Source organism: Streptomyces sp. bgisy100 (genome assembly GCF_057709105.1).
This window is the reverse complement of sequence record NZ_JBYITE010000032.1, coordinates 1-20,417: the sequence shown is the minus strand read 5'-3', so window position 1 is coordinate 20,417 and position 20,417 is coordinate 1. Positions and strand designations below refer to the sequence as shown.

General features: G+C 72.4%; 15 protein-coding genes and 3 pseudogenes. 8 read left to right on the top strand and 10 right to left on the bottom strand.

The features are described 5' to 3' along the window. Nucleotides 1–138: 138 nt before the first annotated feature. Nucleotides 139–717 (top strand): hypothetical protein, encoded by a 579-nt coding sequence (locus AC3EQ1_RS20915; protein WP_432095865.1) that lies wholly within the window; start codon nt 139–141, stop codon nt 715–717. A gap of 36 nt (nt 718–753) precedes the next feature. Here the strand turns inward: AC3EQ1_RS20915 and AC3EQ1_RS20910 are convergent, their stop codons facing one another. Further along, nucleotides 754–1,365, bottom strand: coding sequence for a hypothetical protein (locus AC3EQ1_RS20910; RefSeq protein ID WP_432095864.1), 612 nt, complete (start codon nt 1,363–1,365; stop codon nt 754–756). Nucleotides 1,366–1,587: 222 nt separating this feature from the next. Between AC3EQ1_RS20910 and AC3EQ1_RS20905 the strand changes: the two are divergent. After that, nucleotides 1,588–1,877 (top strand): annotated as a pseudogene (locus tag AC3EQ1_RS20905) (hypothetical protein); the annotation flags it as partial. Between the two features lie 249 nt (nt 1,878–2,126). After that, a complete protein-coding gene (locus AC3EQ1_RS20900) occupies nt 2,127–3,464 on the top strand; it encodes a CAP domain-containing protein (RefSeq protein WP_432095863.1) in 1,338 nt (445 codons plus the stop codon). 133 nt (nt 3,465–3,597) lie between these two features. Here the strand turns inward: AC3EQ1_RS20900 and AC3EQ1_RS20895 are convergent, their stop codons facing one another. The 5 genes and pseudogenes from AC3EQ1_RS20895 to AC3EQ1_RS20875 all read right to left on the bottom strand — a co-directional run bounded on the left by AC3EQ1_RS20895 (nt 3,598) and on the right by AC3EQ1_RS20875 (nt 9,667). Beyond that, a complete protein-coding gene (locus AC3EQ1_RS20895) occupies nt 3,598–4,257 on the bottom strand; it encodes a response regulator transcription factor (RefSeq protein ID WP_432095904.1) in 660 nt (219 codons plus the stop codon). Between the two features lie 56 nt (nt 4,258–4,313). Next, nucleotides 4,314–5,750, bottom strand: a complete 1,437-nt coding sequence (locus AC3EQ1_RS20890; RefSeq protein ID WP_432095862.1) for a sensor histidine kinase — start codon at nt 5,748–5,750, stop codon at nt 4,314–4,316. Then, nucleotides 5,747–7,048 (bottom strand): ABC transporter permease, encoded by a 1,302-nt coding sequence (locus tag AC3EQ1_RS20885; protein WP_432095861.1) that lies wholly within the window; start codon nt 7,046–7,048, stop codon nt 5,747–5,749. Before AC3EQ1_RS20885 ends, AC3EQ1_RS20890 begins: the two co-directional genes overlap by 4 nt. A 191-nt stretch (nt 7,049–7,239) precedes the next feature. Continuing rightward, nucleotides 7,240–8,037: pseudogene (locus tag AC3EQ1_RS20880) on the bottom strand (ABC transporter ATP-binding protein); the annotation flags it as partial. 346 nt (nt 8,038–8,383) lie between these two features. Continuing rightward, on the bottom strand, nt 8,384–9,667 hold the full coding sequence (locus tag AC3EQ1_RS20875) for an exo-beta-N-acetylmuramidase NamZ family protein (protein ID WP_432095860.1): 1,284 nt from the start codon (nt 9,665–9,667) through the stop codon (nt 8,384–8,386). A 148-nt stretch (nt 9,668–9,815) separates the two neighbouring features. Here AC3EQ1_RS20875 and AC3EQ1_RS20870 point away from each other — a divergent pair, with 148 nt between their 5' ends. The 3 genes from AC3EQ1_RS20870 to AC3EQ1_RS20860 are packed head-to-tail and all read left to right on the top strand — an operon-like array spanning nt 9,816 to nt 12,861. After that, nucleotides 9,816–10,583: an SDR family oxidoreductase gene (locus AC3EQ1_RS20870; RefSeq protein WP_351507637.1), complete on the top strand. Its 768-nt coding sequence runs from the start codon at nt 9,816–9,818 to the stop codon at nt 10,581–10,583. After that, on the top strand, nt 10,580–12,235 hold the full coding sequence (locus tag AC3EQ1_RS20865; protein WP_432095859.1) for a class I adenylate-forming enzyme family protein: 1,656 nt from the start codon (nt 10,580–10,582) through the stop codon (nt 12,233–12,235). Before AC3EQ1_RS20870 ends, AC3EQ1_RS20865 begins: the two co-directional genes overlap by 4 nt. Before the next feature lie 32 nt (nt 12,236–12,267). Next, nucleotides 12,268–12,861 (top strand): TetR/AcrR family transcriptional regulator, encoded by a 594-nt coding sequence (locus tag AC3EQ1_RS20860; RefSeq protein WP_432095858.1) that lies wholly within the window; start codon nt 12,268–12,270, stop codon nt 12,859–12,861. Nucleotides 12,862–13,064: 203 nt separating this feature from the next. On the opposite strand, the gene AC3EQ1_RS20855 is transcribed toward AC3EQ1_RS20860, so the two are convergent. Then, nucleotides 13,065–14,186, bottom strand: a complete 1,122-nt coding sequence (locus AC3EQ1_RS20855) for an XRE family transcriptional regulator (RefSeq protein ID WP_432095857.1) — start codon at nt 14,184–14,186, stop codon at nt 13,065–13,067. 976 nt (nt 14,187–15,162) lie between these two features. Between AC3EQ1_RS20855 and AC3EQ1_RS20850 the strand changes: the two genes are divergently transcribed. Next, nucleotides 15,163–16,389, top strand: coding sequence for a helix-turn-helix transcriptional regulator (locus AC3EQ1_RS20850; RefSeq protein ID WP_432095856.1), 1,227 nt, complete (start codon nt 15,163–15,165; stop codon nt 16,387–16,389). A 189-nt stretch (nt 16,390–16,578) separates the two neighbouring features. Here AC3EQ1_RS20850 and AC3EQ1_RS20845 read toward each other — a convergent pair whose 3' ends face one another. The 3 genes from AC3EQ1_RS20845 to AC3EQ1_RS20835 form a co-directional block, all read right to left on the bottom strand. Further along, nucleotides 16,579–17,799, bottom strand: coding sequence for an acyl-CoA dehydrogenase family protein (locus AC3EQ1_RS20845; protein WP_432095855.1), 1,221 nt, complete (start codon nt 17,797–17,799; stop codon nt 16,579–16,581). A 6-nt stretch (nt 17,800–17,805) separates the two neighbouring features. Further along, nucleotides 17,806–18,825, bottom strand: coding sequence for a phosphotransferase family protein (locus tag AC3EQ1_RS20840; protein WP_432095854.1), 1,020 nt, complete (start codon nt 18,823–18,825; stop codon nt 17,806–17,808). A gap of 236 nt (nt 18,826–19,061) precedes the next feature. Then, nucleotides 19,062–20,000, bottom strand: a complete 939-nt coding sequence (locus AC3EQ1_RS20835; RefSeq protein ID WP_432095853.1) for an MBL fold metallo-hydrolase — start codon at nt 19,998–20,000, stop codon at nt 19,062–19,064. A gap of 217 nt (nt 20,001–20,217) precedes the next feature. Here AC3EQ1_RS20835 and AC3EQ1_RS20830 point away from each other — a divergent pair. Then, nucleotides 20,218–20,417 (top strand): annotated as a pseudogene (locus AC3EQ1_RS20830) (RNA-guided endonuclease TnpB family protein); the annotation flags it as partial.

The window sequence follows — 20,417 nt, the reverse complement described above, 5'->3', positions numbered from 1 at the left end:
GGCATCACCGTCCCAGAGCCGGCCGGGACGAGCCGGCGGAGGAGCTCGGGGCCGACGGGAGTGCCGGGCCGGCTGAGCGCCGGGCCGGCGGGGACGTCGTCCGGACCGGTCCCGTGACCGGTGGAGAAGGGGTGGCCGATGAGCCTGGTCGTCTGTTCGCTCAAGTGGGATCTGGGGACCTCCGGGACGGGCCCCCAGCGGATCAGCTACGACTCCGACGGGTACCACCTGGTGCGCTTCCCCTACGGCCGGACCGGCGAGTCGACGGACCCCTGGGGCATGCACGATCCGGCCCACGGCGGGAGCGAGCCGTCGGTGTACCCCGACGCCCGGTCGGGGCTCATCCACCCCAGCCACGACGGCTGGGGTGTGCTGTCGGCGATGGTGATCTGGCAGCCCGACACCCGGCCGAGCGAGTTCCGGGCCCGGTTCGTCCGGGACCCGCTCGGCCAGAGCACCGGGTACGACTCCACGGGGACCTGCGACTCCGCGCACACCGGTGGCAGCCAGTTCCGCACCTACATGTGGCAGTTCGCCGTCAAGCGCGGCACGCCGGTCGGTCTGAAGGTGACCGCGCGGGGCAGCGACGACCGGCGGATCGCCGTGCCCGTCACGCTGGCCGAGTTCAAACTCGCCATCCACACCGACGTCCTGCTGCCCGGCTCCGACGCCGAGTACGACGGCGGACGGGCTGACGGGTCCGCGCCTGCCGCGTGACGGTCCGGGGCGGGACGTGCCGGGGTATTCCCGGCGTCAGGAAGCGGTGGCCAGCGTGCCGAGTCTGGATCTCTTGGCCTCGGCCAGCGCCTCGACGGTCAGCGCGGGTTCGGGTACGACGATGCCGCAGCCGGTGCAGACCGGGCCCGAACTCGGATGGTGGTCCAGGCCGCCGCGCCACACGATCCGGTCCGTGGCGCACACCGGGCACGCGGTGCCCGCCTCCGACTCCAGCGCGCCGATGATGCGGCGCAGCACGTCCGGCAGGGGAGCGGACGGATGGACCAGCGGGTCGTCGCACCAGGCCACGCCGCACCCGCCCCAGGTGCAGCGGTGCCAGTCGTCCAGGGGGACGGGCTTCCTGATGCCCTCGTGCTTCTCGCGCCGGCGCCGGGCCGCGAACTCCACCTCGTACGCGAGCCACACGGTCCGGGCCTCCTCCAGTTCCTCCAGTGCGGCCACCAGCCGCCCCGGGTCGGCCTGTCGGTCCTCGGTGCCGACTCCGGCCCGGGCGCACAGATGGTGCCAGGTCGCCCGGTGTCCGTAGGGGGCGAATTTCTCCAGGCACTTGCGCAGTGCGGTGCGCCGCCGACGGGTCTCGACCCGGGGGTCGCGCACATGCTCCGCGAGACTTCTGAATCCGGCCATCCTTGCCACCTCCGTCGCTGGTACTTCGGCGATGAGGAATGGACGTACGGCACCCCCATCCGGATCCATCGAACTGTTGTCCCGCGTACCCGTGGCGTTCTCCGGTATTCGTGGTGATTCAGAAGAGGTGACGGCTGCTCGTCTTCCGGCTGTGGCGTACCGCAATTGACGTGCTCCCTTGCCTGAAGTCCAGGCATTCCGGCCTGGGTCGTGTGCCCCTTCCGGGGCCTAAGGCAGGTCCTCGGACAGCCCGTCAAGGGGAAGCCGGCGAAGTCGTACTGCGGCGCCGGTGACCTGGGCGCTTGCCGCGACACCCTGCTCGGCGCGCTGAAGCAGGCGGCCGGGAAGAGCCCGCCGACGTCCACCCGGGCGACGCCGACTGCAAGGCCGGCGACCAGTGGTGCGCGGACGCGATCATCCACCGCCCGGTGGGCGGCATCACCCAGGACACCGTCCACTGGCAGAAACGGCCGGCCTTCCAGCACGTCGTGGAGTTCCCTGGCCGGAGCTGACACTCCATCGGGTCATGCTCCCGACCAGTGGCCCGGACGGTGGAACGCCGTCCGGGCCATGCGGAGTTCGGCCCGCCGCAGGGCCGCTCCGAACTGCGGGAACGCGCCGGACCGGGCGAGCCGTCCGCGGCCTCCGGCGGGTGGTCCGGCTGGATCGGTCACCGATCTGACGGAGTGTCGACCATTGTCCGATGACCCATCTGGACTCGCGTGGATGCAGGGGGTAGCCGCCCCGGTTATGGATGAGCCATGGTCATCCACAGCACTGGTCAGCGGTCCGGTCGGGCCGCCCGACGCCACACGCACCGGAAGGGCACCGCCTCCCTCCGGCTCATCGTCCCCGCCGCCGTCGTCCTGGCAGCCACCTGGGGGGTCCCGGCCGAGGCCTGGGCTCGCCCCGTACCGCAGCCCGCCTCCGGCCGGAGCGCCGGTCCCGCACAGGAGTCGGCGGTGCCGCAGGGCCCGAAGGCGCCCGCCGCGCCGTCCGTCCCCGGCGGCGGTTCCGACACGGACCCGGTTCCCGGTGAGCCCGGCTCCCCGGCGGCGGCGCCCGCCGCCGGCCCGGCCGGCCCCCCGCCCGCCGAGCCGCCCGCCGACCGGCCCGCGCCGCCGGCCGCGACGGGCCAGAGCCCGGCGCAGGCCTCCACGCCGGCGCCGGCGCCGGCGCCCTCCGCCTCCGCCTCGTCCGCCCCGTCCGACGGGCCGTATGTGACCCTGCCCGCGGTCGACCGGCCCGCGGACGCGCCCGCCGTACCGTCCGCCGAACCGCAGTCCGCTGCCCCCTCGGCGGGGCCGTCCGTGGACCCCTCGGCGGGGACCGCGAGTGCCGCCCCCGCCCAACAGCAGCCGCAGCAGTCCGCGGCCGCGCAGCAACCACCGCAGCAGTCCGCCCCGTCCGCTTCGGCCGCGCCGTCCGCTTCGGCCGCGCCAGCCGCGCCGTCCGCCTCCGCCGCTCCGTCCGCCCCGGAGGCTGCTCCGGCCCCGCAGCCCGTCGCGAAGGAACCGGCGAAGGAGGAGCTCGCACAGGAGCCCGTGAAGGAACCGGTCGAGGAGCAGGCCAAGGAACCGGCGAAGGAGGCCGCGAAGGAACCGGTCGAGGAGCAGGCCAAGGAACCGGCCAAGGAGCCCGCGAAGGAGCCGGCGAAGGAGCAGGCCGGGCCGGTGGCGGACGAGGCCGCCGGAAAGCCCGACGCCTCCGAGCAGGAGGCGGCCGGTGAGGTCGTCCGGCTCGTCAACAAGGAGCGGACCGCCGCGGGCTGCCAGCCGCTGAAGGTGAGCGCCCCGCTGACCCAGGCCGCCGAGCAGTACGCCGGGGTCATGGCCGACGGGGGCGGACTGTCCCACACCGGTCCCGACGGATCGCGGCCCAGCACCCGCGCGATGCGGACGGGCTACCACCAGTGGACCGACCTCGGGGAGAACATCGCCCGCGGCTACGCGACGCCCACCGAGGTGACGCAGGCCTGGATGCGCAGCCCGGAGCACCGGGCCAACATCCTTGACTGCCGTTTCCGGGAGATCGGCGTCGGCGTGCACAACGGCCCGGAAGGGCCCTGGTGGGCGCAGTACTTCGGGTCCCGCGTGTAGCACGCGTCCGTACGTCTCCGGCGGGACCGGGCCCGCCGGAGACGTACGCTGCCCGGCCCCTCACGAGGACAACGGCACCTCACCGGGACAACAGCCCCGCGGCTCACGGCCCCGCGGCTCACGGCCCCGCGGCTCACGGCCGGGCGGGCGAGGCCCCCAGATAGCGCAGCACGGCCAGCACCCGACGGTGCTCGCTGTCGGTGCGCGGCAGCCCCAGCTTGGCGAAGATCCCCGCCACATGCTTCTCGACCGACCGCTGGGTGATGCCCAGCGAGCGCGCCACCGCCGCGTTGGTCAGGCCCTGGGCCATCAGCGCCAGCACCTCGTCCTCCCGCGGGCTCAGGGAGCCGAGGCCACCGCTGTCCCGGCCGGCCGACAGCAACTGCGACACGACCTCGGGGTCCAGCGCGGTCCCACCGGTCCCGACCCGGTGGACGGCGTCCACGAACTCGTCGACGTCGGAGACCCGTTCCTTGAGCAGATAGCCGACGCCGCTGGTTCCGCCGGCCAGCAGCCGCGCGGTGTAGCGGGTCTCGACGTACTGGGAGAACAGCAGCACCCCGAGCCCCGGGTGCTCCAGCCGCAGGGCGACGGCGGCGCGCAGACCCTCGTCGGTGTGGTCCGGCGGCATCCGGATGTCCGCCACGATGGCGTCGGGCGTGTGTTCGGCGACGGCGGCGTACAGCCCGTCGGCATCGGCCACCGCGGCGGCCACCTCCAGTCCGCGCTCGGTGAGCAGTTGGACCATGCCGTGCCGCAGCACCGCGGCGTCCTCGGCGATCACGATGCGCATGGCGGTTCCCTGGGAGTCGGCGGGGGTGTCCGGCCCGGTGGCCGGCCGGCGCACGGTCATACGGGAAGCTCCACGGTAACGGTGGTCGGCCCGCCCCGGGGGCTGCTGATCAGCAGCCGGCCGTCGACGGTGCGGACCCGTTCGGCCAGCCCCGCCAGGCCGCTGCCGCCGCCCGCCGAGCCGGGCACGGTCACCGCCCCGCCCTGCCCCTCGTCGTGCACCCGCAGGGTCAGCAGGCCGTCCCGGCGCTCCGCCGTCAGCTCGATCCGTTCGGCACCGGAGTGCCGGGCCGCGTTGCTGAGCAGCTCCGACGCGCAGAAGTACGCGATGGTGGCCACCGCTTCGGGCAGCGGACCGGGGACATGCGCCCGGAGCCGCACCGGGACACCGGTGCGTGCGGCCAGGGTCTCCAGCGCCGCGTCCAGCCCGGTGTCCAGCACCGGCGGGTGGATGCCGCGGACCAGGTCCCGCAGCTGGGTCACGGCGGTGCGGGCGGTGTCCAGCGCGTGCTCGACCAGCTCCCGGCCGCGCTCCAGGTCCTGCGGCGCGACCGCCCCGTCCGGGCCGCTCGGCGTCAGCCTGCCGCGGGCCGAGGCCAGCGACATCGTCACCGCGGTCAACTGGGCCTGGGGGCCGTCGTGCAGATCCCGTTCGATCCGCCGCAGGGTCCTCGCCGAGTCCTGGACGGCCAGCGCACGGGTCTCCTCCAGGTCCCGCACCCGGTCCGAGAGCCGGCTGGGCCCCAGCAGCGCCCGCCCCGCGTACCGGACCAGCACCAGCAGCCGACGGCCCGACCAGCCGGCCAGGGCGGTGACCAAGAAGCCGGCGAGGGCGACCGCCAGAATGCGTGGCCAGGTGTCCAGGGCCAGGGAGCCCAGGCTCAGCCCCCGGTGCCCGTCGGCGCTGACGCTCCGCCACCACAGCGGATAGAGGACGCCGGCCAGGCCGTAGAGCCGGAGGCCGACCGCCACGGCCAGGAGCAGCAGGCCCAGCGGCAGCGCCGCCAGCAGGTGGGCGACGGCCCGCCAGCCGGTGCCGTCGGTGAGCGCGGCGCGGACGGCGCCCGTCCGGCCCCGCTCCACGGGGGGCGGCGCCGGGATGTCCTCGCCGAGCAGGGCGCGCAGCAGGAAACGGTGGACACCGGCCAGGCGCCGGCCGACGGTGAGGACGCCGGCCAGTAGGGGCAGCCCCAGATGGGTCACCGAGAGGGGCAGTGCCAGGACCAGCACCGGGTAGGTCAGGGCGGTGCCGAGCACCGCCAAAGGGGCGAGGAGCAGGGCGAAGGCGAGCTCCCGCCAGTCGCCGCGGCCGACGGGAACACCGAGCAGGCGCAGCAGCCCGCCCGTCCGGTCGGCGGAACCGGTCCCGCGGCGCGTCTTCCCGGCGGGCCCGGAGGTGGGTGCGTCACCGGTCGGCCGTGCGGGCCGCGCCGCACCGGCGCGTTCCTCCGCTGCCGCGGTCTCCGTTCCGACGGCCCCCTCCCGCGCGGTCACGCGGTGGCCGCCGTGGCCGGACGGGCCGTCAGCAACCGTACCGACGGCAGGACCGAGGAGAGCAGCACCAGCAGCGCCACCGCTCCGGCGAGCCCGGCCAGGACCTCCCCGGGCAGGCCCGAGGGGGCGGTGGCGCCGCCCGTCCCGCCGAGCGGCGCCAGAGCCGCGGTCGCCACGGCGGCACCCAGGACCAGGGACGTTCCCGACACGATGACTCCTTCGAGCAGCACCATCCGGAGCAGTTGGCCCGCCCCGGCCCCCACCAGCCGCAGCAGCGCGATCTCGCGGCGCCGCTCCAGGATCAGCATCACCAGGGTGTTCGCCGCAGCCAGCCCGGCGAACCCGGCGTACAGAGCGGTGGCGAAGAGGTCGGTCCAGGACGGGGCGGCGCGGCCGGCCGTCGTACCGAGCTTGGCCAGGATGAAGGCGACGACCAGGGTAACCGGGGTGATCGCCGCCGACAGCCGGCGGGCCCGGGCTCGGCTGTTGGCCACCGCCAGGACGCCCGGAGCGCCGAACAGCCGGAAGGGGACGGCGAGCAGCGTGCACCCGACCCGGCCGAGCACCGGACCGGCCAGCCCGACGGCCACCAGATACAGGAGGAGCAGCAGCGGAACGCGTTCCGCCGCACGGTCCGCGGGGCCGGCGGCGACGGCCGAGCTCAGCGCGACCGCACCCGCCAGGGCACCGAAGGCGAGCAGCACCCGGACGACGGTCACCCCGCCCGCGGGCCCTGCCGCCTCACCGAGCGCGACGGACGGGCGGGAACGGGCGGCCCGCTGGGCTGCCGACAGCCCGCCGAGCAGCGAGGTGACGGTGAGCACCCCGGCCGCGACGAGGGCGGGCAGCGGACCGACGGTCAGCCGTACCCCCTCCGGCACCAGCCCCTGATCCGCCATCGCCCCGAACCACCAGCGGGCCAGCAGCACCCCGAGCCCGTAGCCGACGGGCAGCGCGGGCACCGCCGTGAGCAGGGCCTCGGTGGCCACCATCCGCCGGATCTGCCAGGGGTCGGCGCCGACGGTCCGCAGCAGCGCCGTCTCGCGCTGCCGCTGTGCCACGGCCAGCGCCGTCACCTGGCCGGTCACGAACACCGAGAGGTAGACGGCGACCAGGGTGAAACCCACGCCCATCAGGGCCAGTTCGTCTCCTTGGCGGGAGCGCGGCCCGGCGGTGGCCGAGAACAGCACCGCGGTGCAGGCAGTGATGACCGTGGCGGAGAGGACCAAAGCCGAGAACACCCCGGCGGCCGCCGCCGGCCGGGACCGCAGCGAGGTACGGGCGAGACCGGTGGTCATACGACGGCCTCGCGGGGCCCGGTGGCCTGCCGGGGCTCGCTGGTCCGGTGGGTCTCTGTGGCTTCCCGGGTCCCTGCGGCCTGGCGGCTCTCTGTGGCTTCCCGAGGCTCGGTGGTCTGGTGGGTCTCCGTGGCTTTCCGGGGCTCGGTGGCCTCGCGGTCCTCGCCGGTCATCCGGAGCCCGTCTGCGGGCGCTTGCGGTGCGGCAAGAGCCCGCATTCGTGCGGCGATCCGCCGGGCCTCCGCCTCGCGCCGCCGCTCGTGGCGGGCCGTGCCGGGCTCCGGCCGCAGGTCCTGGGCGATGCGCCCCTGATCCAGCAGGAGCACCCGGTCGGCCCAGGCAGCGGCTGCCGGGTCATGGGTCACCATCACCACGGTGGCGCCCATCCGGTCGACCGAGTCCCGCAGCAGGCCGAGGACTTCGGCGGCCGTCACGGTGTCCAGCGCACCGGTGGGCTCGTCCGCGAACACCACCTCGGGCCGGGTGATCAGGGCCCGGGCGATGGCGACGCGCTGCTGCTGGCCACCGGAGAGCTGCCCCGGCCGGTGGTGCGCCCGGCCGGTCAGTCCGACGTCCGCCAGCGCGCGGGCCGCCGCGTCCCGCCCGGCCCGCCGGCCGTCCAGCCGCAGCGGCAGCAGCACGTTCTCCTCAACCGTCAGCGCCGGCAGCAGGTTGAACGCCTGGAAGACGAAGCCGATCCGGGCCCGGCGCAGCCGGGTCAGCCGGCGCTCCCGCATCCGGGAGAGCTCCTGCCCGCCGAGGCGGACCGAGCCCGACGAGGGCCGGTCGAGCCCCGCGGCACAGTGCAGAAAGGTGCTCTTGCCCGATCCGGACGGGCCCATGACGGCGGTGAAACTGCCGACCGGCAGCCGCAGGTCGATCCCCCGCAGCGCGTGGACGGCGCGGGCGCCCCGCCCGTAACGGCGCGTCACCTCCTGCAGGTGCAGCGCGTCCGGCGGGACGGTCCGGCCGTGTGCGGATCCGGGCATCGGCAAGCCTCTCTCGGGTGGCCGGCACCCACTGCCGACGCTGCTTTCGAATCTACGAAGCAGCAGGTCAGCAGGGCACTGGGGCAGCCACCCGAGTCCGGGGTTCGGAGTTTCCGAATCCCCTGGCCCGCCGGACGGGACGCGCTGCCGGACCCGGCCGCGCATACGCCGTCCGGGAGCCGCCCACCGGTACGAAGGCCTGCGCCCCCGAGCCGGAGGAGCCGCGCCGGGAGGGCCTGCGCACCGGAGCCGTGGAACCCGTACGGGTACCGGGGACTCGCGTACACCGGCGTGGTGCGGACCGCTACCGGTCCCGGAGACCCGCCCACCGGGTGTCGCGCGCCCGCTACCGGTACCGCAGGTACCGCCTGCGCACGGCCCGGAACTCCGCCAGCCGGTCCGCCCACGCGGCGGCCACCTCGTCCGTACCGGCCCCCGCGTCGATCATCGTGCGTACCGCGGTCGATCCGGTGAGCTTGTCGATCCAGTGGTCCGGGCGCCAGGCGAAGCCGCTCCACACCCGCTTCGCGGTCACCAGCAGACCGATCCCGGTGCGCACCGGGTCGTACGCCGCCCGGTCGTCCACGTGCAGCTGGACGCCACCGACGGTCTTCCCCTGGAACTTGGAGAACGTCGGGGTGAAGTACGCCTCGCGGAAGCGGACACCGGGGAGCCCGAGCGCGTTCGCCGCCTCCGCCCACCGCCGGTCGATGCCCTCGGCGCCGAGCAGTTCGAACGGGCGCGTGGTGCCGCGCCCCTCCGACAGATTGGTGCCCTCGAACAGACAGGTCCCCGAGTAGACCAGCGCGGTCTCCGGCGTGGGCATGTTGGGGCTCGGCGGCACCCAGGGCAGGCCGGTGGCGTCGAAGAAGTCCGTGCGCCGCCACCCCGACAGGGACACCGTCGCCAGTTCCACGGCCCGCCCGGCGGCCCCGGGCACGAACTCGGCGTTGAACAGCAGCGCCAGCTCCGCGGCCGTCATGCCGTGCGCCTGGGCGATCGGCTCCCGGCCGACGAAGGTGGCGAACGCCTTGTCCAGCACCGGCCCGTACGCCCCGCGCCCGGTGACCGGATTGGGCCGGTCCAGGACGACGAAGCGCTTGCCGGCCAGGACCGCCGCCACCATGCAGTCGTACAGCGTCCAGATGTAGGTGTAGAAGCGGGCGCCCACGTCCTGGATGTCGAAGACGACCGTGTCCACGGCGGACTCGGTGAAGACGGCGGCCAGTGCCTGACCGCTCTTCAGATAGGTGTCGAAGACCGGCAGTCCGGTCGCCGGGTCCACGGAGCGGCCCTCGGAGTCGCCCGCCTGCGCGGTGCCGCGGAAGCCGTGCTCCGGACCGAACACGGCCGTGAGATTCACCCGTTCGTCGGCGTGCATCACATCGACGATGTGCCGGACCTCCCGCGTCACCCCCGTCGGGTTGGTGACCACACCGACCCGCTGCCCCTCCAGCAGCCGGTAGCCGGCCGCCGCCAGCCGGTCGAATCCCGTCCGCACCCCGCCGCCCCTGGCTTCCGCCGCGGCGTACGCCGGGCCGGCCGCGGCTGCTCCGGCGACGGCCGCTCCCGCGGCTCCGGTTCCGGCCAGCAGGCTCCGCCGGGAAAGGCTCGCTTCAGATGTCCGCATGTCCGCGCACGGTAGCGCCGTCGTGCGCAGGACGGAACGACCGCGACCGGGCCTGCCGCACCGGCTTGCCCCGACCCCTTTCCCCACAACATACCGACTGGTTAGTCTGCTGCCTTGTCCACGGGGCAGTCGAGTCGAAGGAGCCACGATCGTGCAGACCCTTCAGGACGCCGGAGTCGTCGTCACCGGCGCGGGCGGCGGCATCGGAGCCGCCCTCGCCCGCAGGTTCGCCGCCGAGGGCGCCCGGGTGGTCGTCAACGACCTCGACGGGGACAAGGCCGCGGCCGTGGCCGGCGAGATCGGGGGCATCGCGCTCCCCGGCGACGCCTCCGCCGTGGTGTCCGCCGCCCGGAAGGCGCTCGACGGGACCGTCGACGTCTACTGCGCCAACGCCGGGCTCGCCTCGGGCGGCGGGGCCGACGCCGACGAGGAGGTGTGGGCCGCCGCCTGGGACGTCAATGTGATGGCGCACGTCAGAGCCGCCCGGGAGCTGCTGCCCGACTGGCTGGAGCGCGGCAGCGGCCGCTTCGTCTCCACCGTCTCCGCCGCCGGACTGCTCACCATGATCGGCGCCGCGCCGTACAGCGTCACCAAGCACGGTGCCCTGGCCTTCGCCGAGTGGCTCTCCCTCACCTACCGGCACCGCGGCATCCAGGTGCACGCGGTCTGCCCGCAGGGTGTGCGCACCGACATGCTCAGCGCCACCGGCAGCGCGGGCGACCTCGTCCTGGCGCCCACCGCCATCGAGCCGGAGCAGGTCGCCGACGCGCTGTTCGCCGGCATGGCCGAGGGACGCTTCCTGATCCTGCCGCACCCCGAGGTGGCCGGATTCTCCAGCGCCCGCACCGGCGACCCCGACCGCTGGCTGAACCGGATGAACCAGCTCCAGCAGAAGTGGGAGGAGGTGGCGCGATGAGCGGCTCCCCGTACGCCGCCCGGCCGTGGCTCGGCCGGCTGTCCGACGCCCAGCTGGCCCCGGCCGACCCTCCCGAGACCGTGCTCCACGCCTTCCGCGAGGCGGTGCGCCGGGCCCCCGACCGCACCGCCCTCGGCTACTTCGACGGCCGGATCGGCTACCGGGAGGCCGACGAGCTGTCCGACGGGATCGCCGGCCGGCTCGCCGAGCGCGGCTTCGCCCCCGGCGACCGGCTCGCCCTGGTCCTGCAGAACGTCCCGCAGTTCGCCCTCGCCCTGCTGGGCGCGTGGAAGGCGGGCGGCACCGTCGTCCCCGTCAACCCGATGTACAAGGAGCGCGAGGTCGCCCACGTCCTCGCCGACGCCGAGGTCACCGCGCTGGTCTGCGCCGACCGCGCCTGGGAGGGCTTCCTGCGGGACACCGCGGCCGGCTCACCGGTCCGGATCGCCTTCACCACCAGCGACTTCGACCTCCAGACCCGGAACGACGAGCGGGTGCTGGGGGGCGAGCGGATGCCCGTACCCGACGACGCCGAGGACCTGCTCGCCGCCGCCCGCTCCGGGCTCGCCGCACCCGCCGGACGCGACCCCGACTCCTCCGGCATCGCCCTGATCAGCTACACCTCGGGCACCAGCGGCACCCCCAAGGGCGCCATGAACACTCATGCCAACATCGCGTACAACGCCGAGCGCCAGCGCACGAGCTGCGATCTGCCCGACGGCAGCACGATCTTCGCGCTCGCCCCGCTGTTCCACATCACCGGCCTGGTCTGCGAGCTCTCCGCCTCGCTCGTCGGCGCGGGCACCCTCGCGCTGGCTCACCGCTTCGAGCCCGGCGTCGTCCTCGACGCCTTCGCCGAACACCGGCCCGCGTACACCGTCGGCCCGTCCACGGCCTTCATGGCCCTGGCCGCCCACCCCGGCTGCACCCCCGACCACTTCGGCTCCTTCCGGATGATCTCCTCCGGCGGGGCGCCGCTGCCGCCCGCGCTGGTCGAGAAGTTCCGCGCGGGGTTCGGCCCGTACATCCGCAACGGCTACGGCCTCACCGAGTGCACCGCGCCCTGCGCCAGTGTCCCGCCCCAGCGGGAGGCGCCCGTCGACCCGGTCTCGGGCACGCTGTCCGTCGGCGTCCCCGGCCCCGACACGGTCGTCCGGATCGTGGACGAGAACGGCGCGGACGTGCCCCTGGGCGAGCACGGCGAGATCGCGGTCCGCGGACCGATGGTGATCCCCGGCTACTGGCGCCGCCCCGAGGACAGCGCCGCCGCGATCCCGGACGGCGAGCTGCGCACCGGCGACATCGGCTTCATGGACCCCGACGGCTGGCTCTACGTCGTCGACCGCAAGAAGGACATGATCAACGCGTCCGGCTTCAAGGTGTGGCCGCGCGAGGTGGAGGACGTCCTCTACACCCACCCCGCGGTCCGCGAGGCCGCGGTCGTGGGGGTGCCCGACGCCTACCGGGGCGAATCGGTCAAGGCGTATGTGAGCCTGCGGCCGGGGGAGGACACCACCCCCGAGGAACTGGCCGCCCACTGCAAGGACCGGCTCGCCGCGTTCAAGTACCCGCGCGAGGTCGAGGTCCTGCCCGAGTTGCCGAAGACCACGAGTGGGAAGATCCTCCGACGGGAGCTGCGCTCCCGCGCATGACCGACGAGCGAGCAGAGAGGCAGGTGGCGGTGATGGCCAGAACGACGGAGGGCAATGGGACACCCGTCCCGCAGCGGCTGCTGGCCGCCGCCACCCGCCTCTTCGCCGAACGCGGCTACGACCGGACCTCCGTCCAGGAGATCGTCGAGGCCGCCGGAGTGACCAAGGGCGCGCTCTACCACTACTTCGGTTCCAAGGACGACCTGCTGCACGAGATCTACGGGCGGGTCCTGCGACTCCAGCAGGAGCGGCTGGACGCGTTCGCCGACTCCGACGCCCCGGTGGCCGAGCGGCTGCGCGGCGCCGCGGCCGATGTCGTCATCACCACCATCGAGCACCTCGACGACGCCACCATCTTCTTCCGCTCGATGCACCAGCTCAGCCCGGAGAAGAACAAGCAGGTCAGGGCGGAGCGGCGGCGCTACCACGAGCGGTTCCGCGCCCTCATCGAGGAGGGCCAGCAGGACGGGGTGTTCAGCACGGCCACCCCCGCCGACCTGGTGGTCGACTACCACTTCGGGTCGGTGCACCACCTCGCCAGCTGGTACCGCCCGGACGGCCCGCTGACCCCGCAGCAGGTCGCCGACCACCTGGCCGATCTGCTGCTGCGGGCGCTGCGGCCGTAGGGCTCCGGCGGCCCGCCGGGCGCGGGAGGAGTTCCGGGGCCCGTCGGCTCCGCGCCATGGGCCCCTTCTGTGTCGGCCTCAGCGTTATCCAGAGCTGTCGAGCCGAACGTGCGGCTCAGCGGCAGATCGGACGTTGCGGCAGGGTGGGCATGTTCTTTCCGGTGCCCGAGTTCCTTCAGCGCGAGAGGTCGCTGCGACTCCGGTCAGGCGAGGGCGCCGACGCGCTGGGTGAACGTCCGTACGCCGGGGAGGGTGCGATCGTGCCGCATGAGCCCGGCGGCCATGGTCCGGACCGAGTCGCGGCGGACCTCCTGCGGCGCTGCTCGTTCGGCAGCCAGGAGGGCTCGGAAGCAGCGGTCGGGCTTACCCCATTGGTCGAAGGCCCGGGCCACGTCGATCCAGTAACGGGCCTGGCGTTCGGTGGTGGGAAGGGCGGCAGCATCGATACGGCGGGCGTGCTCGATGGCTTGGCCTGCGTCGCCCATCAGGTGGCTGATCGATACCTGATGAAGGAGAACCTGGCTGGGCCCGAAGGTGGTGCCACGGAGCAGCGCGTCGCGGCCAAGCTGCCCAGCGGTGGCCTCGGCCTCGGCAATGAGGGCGTGTGCGGTGTGCCGGTCGCCTTGCTTCGCTGCGGTATAGGCGGCGGTGGCATAGAGGTTGCCCTGGACGGAGAGCCGTTCGGTTTCGTCGGTGGCACGGTCGCCGGTCAGCTGCTGGGCAGCAGTGACGGCAACATCGGTGGCGCGAGCGTAGTGCCCTTGACGGCGCCAGACGGACGAGACCATACGGTGGGCCTCGGCCACGGTGAGTGCGTCCGCGCCGCCAAGTGCTGCGGTGCGGGCCCGGTCGGCAGTGACGGCGGCCAGGCCGTCTTCATCGAGCTTGATACACAGCCGGGTTGCGGTGCTGTAGAGCTCGGCGACCGCGGTTGCCGCCTGCTCCGGGTGACCGGCGGCGCCGAGGGCTTGGGCGAGCACGATCCGGGCCGGGAGTGCGCGGGCGAGGGTGTCGTACCGGCAGGCGCTGAAGTCCCCTCGCGAGGCGTTCACCGCCGCGGTGACGGTTGACGGAGTGGGGTCCGAGGCGAGGGCTTCGCCGTGCTGCCGGTGGAGCAGCAGGTCTTCCAGCCCGGACAGGCTCGGCCTTGTCGGAGCGTGTCCGGCGGCTGGAGGTCCGAGGACCGCGCTGGTGGTGGCTCCGGCCAGGGTGGCCAGGAGTTCGCGGCGTCGCACCGGGTCGTCCCCCTCTTCGCCGAACAGGGCCTGTCTGCTCAGCGTAGTGGCGTCGAGCCGGACCGGCAGTGATTGCAGAACTCGTTGCAAAGCCCAGTGACTTCGAGCCACGTGAATAACAGTCGGTTTGTGGTAGCCGTCATTGTGCTTCTCCTTGGTTGGAGGAAGGTGGGCCGGGTGCGGCTCACCAATTGATGCGCCCCCGCGTCTCCGCCGACGCACACAGGGCAAGGACGTTTGCGGGTCTGCTTGCATCGGGTGCACCCAGTGAACCCGTGGCACCCGTCACACCAAATCTCGCGGTGCCCGGTGCACATTCCGCAGTAGGACGCCGAGTTAGTCGGATCTGCGGGTTCAGGCTTTGATGCTTTCCGGGGCTGTCTGCGGGGGGTATGCCGCCTTTTCGGGGCTGTCGGCATTAGTGGTCCTCGGGATGCTTCCGCAGGTATTCGTTGCAGTAGTGCACGCTCACGGAATCCCCGACTTCACGGGCGCGGTCCCGCATTTTCGCCAGTTCCAGACAACCGGCACAGCCGGGCACGGGCGTGGGCTCCAATTGGCCAGCCAGTTCCGGCAGCATCTTCTGTACTTCGTTGGGCTCTACGGCCATTGAGGCACCTCCGGAAGCTCCACACCTGTGGTGGCAAGCACGAGCGTCCGACGCTGCCGTCGCGCCGCTACGTGCCGCTCGTGAGCGGCTAGGCAGGGCCGGACAAGCCCAAGGTCCTCACCGCTCAGCGCGGGTACGCGGGGCTTGCCGGCGGGCTCAGTGGCCAGGGGCGGCGGTAGCGCATCCGTCGTGATCCGATGGCGCCCCTCAGCGGGCAGTAAGAGCCTGAGCACCAGCCTGAGCAATCGAGCTGCCGCGTGGAACATGTCGTCAACCTCCCGGGGTTGATGGCCACGCCCCCGGACGTTCGCCGCGACGCGGGGGTACTTGAGTCCGCCCACGGAACCGTGCGAGCCAGGGCAGCGCCACGGCAGAAAGGCCGCAGTGATGCCGCAAGTTGGCCGCACTGGCTACGCTGACCAGGGCAGACACCCGGACGGGAGAGGACGGGCCAGGATGACCAGCAAGCGGCGTCGGTTGGCGGAGCACCGGAAAGCATGCGGATTCAGTCAAGAGGAATTTGCGGAAGCGGTCGGAGTGGACCGCTCTACCGTTCAGCGCTGGGAGAATGGAAAGACCGACCCTCAACCTTGGCAAAGGCCAAAGATCGCTAAGGTTCTGGACATCACCGCTGGCACACTCGACACGCTACTGATCCCGGACACCTATGCGCCGCCGCAACTCCCTAATACCTGGCTTGCTGTCACACCTCCGGCCAGCGATGACGAATTCGACGCCTATGAACTGGCGCGGCGAGTGGGGGCAAGCGATGTAGGAAAGGAGACCTTGAGGCGACTCGAAAACGCCTTTGACGAGTTGGCCATGAAGTACCCAGTTTCTCCGCCCCAAGAATTGCTGGAGCGTGTACGGAAGCATTCCGCCTACGTGGCACAGCTCATGACCGAACGTATGACCCTCGCTGAACAGCGTCGCCTATATATCGTTGGTGGCTGGTTTCAGCTCTTGGGCGCCACGCTCCATATTGATCTCAGCCAGGATCACGCTGCTACGGCACGATTGCAGACAGCAGCCACGCTTGCCCGACACGCCGAGTTCCGAGAAATTGAGGCGTGGTGTTACGAGACGGACGCTTGGCGAGTTCTCACGGATGGAGACTATAGCCGCGCGCTCCAACTATCCCAGGTAGCTCAGCAGCTAGCCCCGGCAGGAAGCTCGGTCGCCATTCAGGCGACTGCCCAAGAAGGAAGGGCGCGAGCGCGTCTCGGAGAGCGGGCGGAGACTTACGATGCCATAAAGCGCGTCCAGCAAATGTCGGGGGCACTCACTCCGCGAAAGAGAAAGGAGCATCATTATCAGTACGACCCCAGTAAGTCATTGGCGTACACCGCAACCACTCTGGCATGGGTCGGAGATCCGACAGCAGAGACCTACGCGAGAGAAGTGATTGCCAGACTTGCCCCCGCTAATGACATTCACAAATGGCCGCGTCGTGTCGCGTCCGCAAATATCGACCTGGCTCTGACTTTGCTAGGTGGCGAACGGCTGGACGAAGCGTGCGACACTGCCCAGCGCGCCATTCTGTCCGGCCGTATCGTGCCGTCCAACTATTGGCGTGCGCTGGAAGTCGTCAAGGCTGTGGAGGCCCGGCAACTGCCCGAAGCACCGGATCTCCGCGAGGCGTACCAGGGGCTCACCGCTCTTGAGATCCAGCCTCAGCAGTGATCACGCTGAGTATACCGGCGTCCCTGAGCTGGCCGGGGTCTCATGGGTAGTAGTGTCCGTTTCTCTGCGACGCTGCGTAATCGGAAACGCCGAAAGCCCCCGACGACCGCCCAGCGCGGGCGGCCATCGAGTGGCCGACGGCGTACCGCCCAGCGGTCGGTCATCCGGGCCGGATGACCGACCGAGTGCCTACGACCCGCTGTGCTTCTTCAGCTCCCGGCGGGCCAGCGACCGCTGGTGCACCTCGTCCGGCCCGTCCGCGAGCCGCAGCGTGCGGGCCGCCGCCCACAGCTCCGCCAGCGGGTAGTCCTGGCTCACCCCGCCCGCGCCGTGCAGCTGCACCGCCCGGTCCAGGATGTCCACCACCGTGCGCGGGGTGGCGATCTTGATGGCCTGGATCTCGGTGTGCGCGCCCTTGTTGCCGACGGTGTCCATCAGCCAGGCCGTCTTGAGCACCAGCAGCCGCAGCTGCTCCACTGCGACCCGGGCGTCCGCGATCCACTCCTGCACCTGGCCCTGCGCGGCGAGCGGCTTGCCGAAGGCCGTGCGGGAGACCGCCCGGTGGCACATCAGCTCGATCGCCCGCTCCGCCATGCCGATCAGCCGCATGCAGTGGTGGATCCGGCCCGGACCGAGCCGGGCCTGGGCGATCGCGAAGCCGCCGCCCTCCTCGCCGATCAGGTTCGCCGCCGGGACGCGCACACCGTCGAAGACCACCTCGGCGTGGCCCCCGTGGGAGTGGTCCTCGTACCCGTACACCTGCATGGCCCGGCGGACCTCGACACCCGGGGTGTCCCGCGGCACCAGCACCATGGACTGCTGGCGGCGGATGTCCTCGCCGTCCGGGTCGGTCTTGCCCATCACGATGAAGACCGCGCAGTCCGGGTTCATCGCCCCCGAGATGTACCACTTGCGGCCGGTGATGACGTACGCGTCACCGTCCCGCTCGATCCGCGTCTCGATGTTGGTGGCGTCGGAGGAGGCCACCTCGGGCTCGGTCATCGCGAACGCGGACCGGATCTCGCCCGCCAGCAGCGGCTCCAGCCACTGCTTCCGCTGCTGCTCGCTGCCGAACTGGGCCAGCACCTCCATGTTCCCGGTGTCCGGCGCGGCACAGTTCAGCGCGGTGGGGGCCAGGTGCGGGCTGCGGCCGGTGATCTCGGCGAGCGGCGCGTACTGGAGGTTGGTGAGCCCCGCGCCGTACTCGCTGTCCGGCAGAAACAGGTTCCACAGCCCCTGCCGGCGCGCCTCGGCCTTCAGCTCCTCCACGACCGGCGGGGTGAGCCAGGGGGAGGAGAGCCCGGCGCGCTGCTCCTCGGCGGTCTCCTCGGCCGGGAGCACATGCTCGTCCATGAAGGCGAGCAGCTTCCCGCGCAGTTCCTCGGTGCGGGAGTCGAAAGCGAAGTCCATGGGTGCTCAGCCCTCCTGAAGGGTGGTGAGGCCGCTCTCGATGAAGACCGGGACGAGCGGGCCGATCCGGTCGAAGTCCGCGCCCACGGTCCGGCCGAGGGTGAAGCGGTAGTGGATGCCCTCGAGGATCACCGCGAGCTTGAACCAGGCGAACGCCGTGTACCAGGAGATCGCCGAGACATCGCGCCCGGACGCCGCCGCGTACCGCTCGATCAGTTCGGACGCCTCGGGGTGGCCGGGGGCGCCACCGGTGGTGCTGACCGGCGAGCCGGGCAGGTCCAGGCTGCTGTACATCGCCAGCAGCCCCAGGTCGGTCAGCGGGTCGCCGAGGGTGGACATCTCCCAGTCGAGGATCGCGGTGATCCGGTCGTCCGCGCCGACGAGGACGTTGTCCAGCCGGTAGTCGCCGTGGACGACGGCCGGGGCGGGGGAGCGCGGGAGCTCCTTCCCGAGCGCGGCGTGCAGTTCGTCGATGCCGGGCAGGTCGCGGTTGCGCGAGGCGTCCAACTGCTTGCCCCACCGGCGCAACTGGCGTTCCAGGAAGCCCTCGGGCCGCCCGAAGTCGGCCAGCCCGGCCGCCGCCGGGTCGACGGAGTGCAACTCGACCAGGGTGTCGGCGAGACCGAGGACGACACCGCGGGTGCGCTCCGGGCCGAGCGGGGCGAGCTGTTCGACGGTCCGGTACGGCGTCCCCTCGACGAACTCCATGACGTAGAAGGGGGACCCGATGACCGTCTCGTCCTCGCAGAGCAGCAGCGGCTCCGGGACGGGGACGGTGGTCGGGTGCAGGGCGCTGATCACCCGGTGCTCGCGGTGCATGTCGTGGGCGGTCGCCAGGACGTGGCCCAGGGGCGGACGCCGGACCACCCAGCGGGAGGTCCCGTCGGTGACCGCGTAGGTGAGGTTCGACCGGCCGCCCTCGATCAGCTCGGCGCCGAGCGGTCCGCCGACCAGGCCGGGGCGCTCGCGGTCCAGGTGGGCCCGCAGACGCTCGAGGTCGAGACCGGGCGGGTGGTCGTGACTCATCGGGGAACACTCCTCCATCGGGCAGTCGGATGCGCTCATCATGCCGACCAGTCGGTATGGAGTCCAGTGGTCCGCCCTGTGGGATCGGTGACCCCGGCCTTCTTCGACCGTCGCCCACCGGAGCCGCCCGCCCCGGGCGTCGCCTGCGCCGGGCGTCGCCGACGCCGGGGACATGTGTTGCGGACGAGGAGCCGGAGAGTGGGCGGGTGAGTCGTGGAGCGGCGCGGGACCCGTGGTCAGGCGTGACAGGAGACGGGGACGCCACCGTTCATCGTGGTCATGTCGCCGAACACGGCCGCCACGTCCAGCGGTGCCCCCGGCGGCTGACCGTCCAGCTCGGCGTAGGCCCGGTGCAGATTGGCGACCAGCCGCTCGCTCTCCCGCAGCTCCGCGAACTCCCCGAGGTCCGCCGAGCGCGCGGCCTCCAGCGGCGTGCGGCCCGCGGCGCGGGAGCGCTCCGCCAGGTCGGCGACGTACCGCACATACCGCTCGATGCCGTCGTACACCCCCGGGTCGGTCACGGCGCCGTGGCCGGGCACCACGGTCCGTGCGTCCAGCTCCCGCAGGAGCTCCAGGGCCCGCAGCGAACCGTCCAGCGACCCCATGGCGAAGAACGGCGTGCCGCCGTGGAAGACGAGGTCGCCGGTGAAGACCACGCGCTCCCGCGGCAGCCAGACGATGCTGTCGCCCGGGGTGTGGGCGACGCCCGGGTGGATGAGCTCCACCTCGATGTCCCCCACCCGGCAGCTCATCCGGTCGGTGTAGCCGACGGTGGGCGCGGTGACGCGGATGTCGCCGAAGTCCACCTCGGGCCAGAGGGCGTGCAGTTGCCGCCCCGCCGCCAGGGTCTCCGCACGGCAGGCGACATGGCCCACGACCGTGGCCTCGGGGGTGAAGACGCAGTTGCCGTAGGTGTGGTCCCCGTGGTGATGGGTGTTGACCACGGTCCGGGGGAGCGGCGCGCCGCTGCCGAGTACTGCGTCCCGCAGCAGCAGGGCCCGCCGCTCGGTCGCGGCCGTGTCGACGAGCAGGGTCTGGGAACCGTCGCTGACGAAACCGGCGTTGTTCAGGCACCAGCCGCCGTCGGGCTGCACGAACGCGTGGACACCTGGCGCGAGCGGGACCGTGTACGGCTCGGTGCCGGTCGCTTCGGTGGCCGTGCTGTTCCCCGTCATGGGTGTCCTCCCTGGTCCGGCTGCCGGTGTGCGGTCACCGGATCTCCCGGAGGATGCCACAGGCTTCAGCCTGGGGAGGAATCCGGCTTCCCGCGGAGCGGGGCAGGGAAAGCCGAATCGCGGCCGGGCGATTCGGCGTCCGCCGTCCGCGCTGGTGAGGAACACCGTAAAGATCGATAGGGCTCAACTGTCAGTCCTCCCGGATAGGTTCGGGTGCATGACGACGGAAGCGAGGACGGGGAACGCCGGGTACGCCCGGTACACCTTCCGTGTTCGCCTGTCGGTGACGGCCCGGCGTGCGCTCGAAGCCGAGTGGGACCGGTGCCGCTGGCTGTGGAATGAGTGCGTCGCGAAGTCCCAGCAGGTCCACCAGGCAGCTCAGGGCACCGGGGAGAAGCTGACGTGCGGACCGGCTCA